Here is a 1,244-nt window from a genome sequence, read left to right as displayed (position 1 = left end):
GTTACCACGATCAGCGTCTCGCCAAATGTGGTTCCGACCATCGACCTCGACGGCAACGACTCCAGCGGCGCAACCGGCTCCGGCTACAACACCAGTCTGACCTTGGGTCACACTGGCCCAGTTGCTATCGCCGATACCGACCTGAAAATTGCCGACTCCGATAGCCCGGACCTCAAGTCCGCGACGATCAGCATCGGCGGCACGCACATCACTGGCGACGCGCTGGCGGCGGGCACCTTGCCTTCCACCATCGTTGCGAGCGTCAGCGCCGACGGCAGCTCCATCGTGCTGACGGCTAAAGACGGCACCGTGGCGTCGCAAGCTGATTTCGAAGCCGCGATTAAGGCGATCACTTTCGCCACCTCGTCGACCGACACGAGCACGCGCACCATTAACGTGGTCGTGAACGACGGCATCGTCGACTCGGCACCTGCTGTTACCACGATCACCGTCTCCCCGAACGTGGTTCCAACCATCGATCTGGACGGCAACGATTCCAGCGGCGCGACCGGCACCGGCTATAACACTAGCCTGACCCTGGGTCACACTGGCCCAATTGCTATCGCCGACACCGACCTGAAAATCGCCGACTCCGACAGTCCAGACCTCAAGTCCGCAACTATCAGCATCAATGGCACGCACATCACCGGCGACGCTTTGGCGGCGGGCACCTTGCCTACCACCATCGTTGCAAGCGTCAGCGCAGACGGCAGCAGCATCGTCCTGACTGCCAAAGACGGCACCGTAGCGTCCCAAGCCGACTTCGAAGCCGCGATCAAAGCGATCACCTTCGGCACTTCGTCGACCGACACCACCACGCGCACCATTAATGTGATCGTGAACGATGGCATCGTCGACTCGGCTCCGGCAGTTACCACGATCAGCGTTTCGCCGAACGCAGTCCCAACCATCGACCTCGACGGCAACGACTCCAGTGGCGCGACTGGCAACAACTACACCACCAGCTTCACCCTAGGCCACACCGGTGCTGTAGCAATTGCTGACACTGACCTGAAGATTGCCGACTCCGACAGTCCAGACCTCAAGTCCGCGACCATCAGCATCGGCGGCACGCACATCACTGGTGACGCGCTGGCGGCGGGCACCTTGCCTACCACCATCGTTGCAAGCATCAGTGCAGACGGCAGCTCTATCGTCCTGACTGCCAAAGACGGCACCGTGGCATCGCAAGCTGATTTCGAAGCAGCGATCAAGGCGATCACTTTCGGTACTTCGTCGACTGA

The 1,244-nt window shown here is 60.8% G+C and carries 1 protein-coding gene; it reads left to right on the top strand.

Annotation, left to right across the window (positions count from 1 at the left end; genetic code table 11):
• A partial coding sequence (locus tag GVN17_RS29430) for a hypothetical protein (protein WP_218576454.1) occupies positions 1-1,244 on the top strand: 1,244 nt, incomplete at both ends.

This window comes from Pseudomonas sp. SLFW (assembly GCF_009905615.1).
Classification (GTDB): domain Bacteria; phylum Pseudomonadota; class Gammaproteobacteria; order Pseudomonadales; family Pseudomonadaceae; genus Aquipseudomonas; species Aquipseudomonas bambusae.
The sequence above is the reverse complement of the archived record's forward strand: the minus strand, read 5'-3'. Positions and strand labels throughout refer to the sequence as shown.